The sequence below is a fragment of the Roseateles sp. AC306 genome (assembly GCF_979253795.1).
Genome location: NZ_CEEDEB010000132.1, coordinates 1 through 241, shown reverse-complemented (window position 1 = coordinate 241; position 241 = coordinate 1). Strand labels below are relative to the sequence as shown.

The following is a 241-nucleotide window of genomic DNA, read 5'->3' as shown; positions in this document are numbered from 1 at the left end:
GATGAACAAGACTGCCGTCAGTGTAGGTGGGCGCCTTGCGGCGCTGCTGTTCACCCTTACCGCCCTTGCGGGTTGCGGACAGAAGGGCCCGCTGACCCTGCCCAAGCCGGCCGCCTCCGCGTCGGCGCCGGGCTCCGCGCCCGCCCGCTAGTCCCTGCCCTCTTCGACCGCGTGGCAGGCCACGCGGACCCCACGCAGTTCCAGCAACGCCGGCCGCTCGGCCTTGCCGCGCGCGTTGGCC

Annotated in this window: 1 protein-coding gene; it reads left to right on the top strand. The window is 73.4% G+C overall.

What is annotated here, in order from left to right; translation table 11 throughout:
* Nucleotide 1 precedes the first annotated feature (1 nt).
* Complete coding sequence (gene lptM, locus AC0IZJ_RS28695) at nucleotides 2–151, top strand: LPS translocon maturation chaperone LptM (protein ID WP_471855680.1); 150 nt, start codon at nucleotides 2–4, stop codon at nucleotides 149–151.
* Nucleotides 152–241: the final 90 nt, after the last annotated feature.

Bases quoted from the DNA above. Each gene is read 5' to 3' on its own strand.
- lptM (WP_471855680.1), top strand. From the start codon at position 2: ATGAACAAGACTGCCGTCAGTGTAGGTGGGCGCCTTGCGGCGCTGCTG.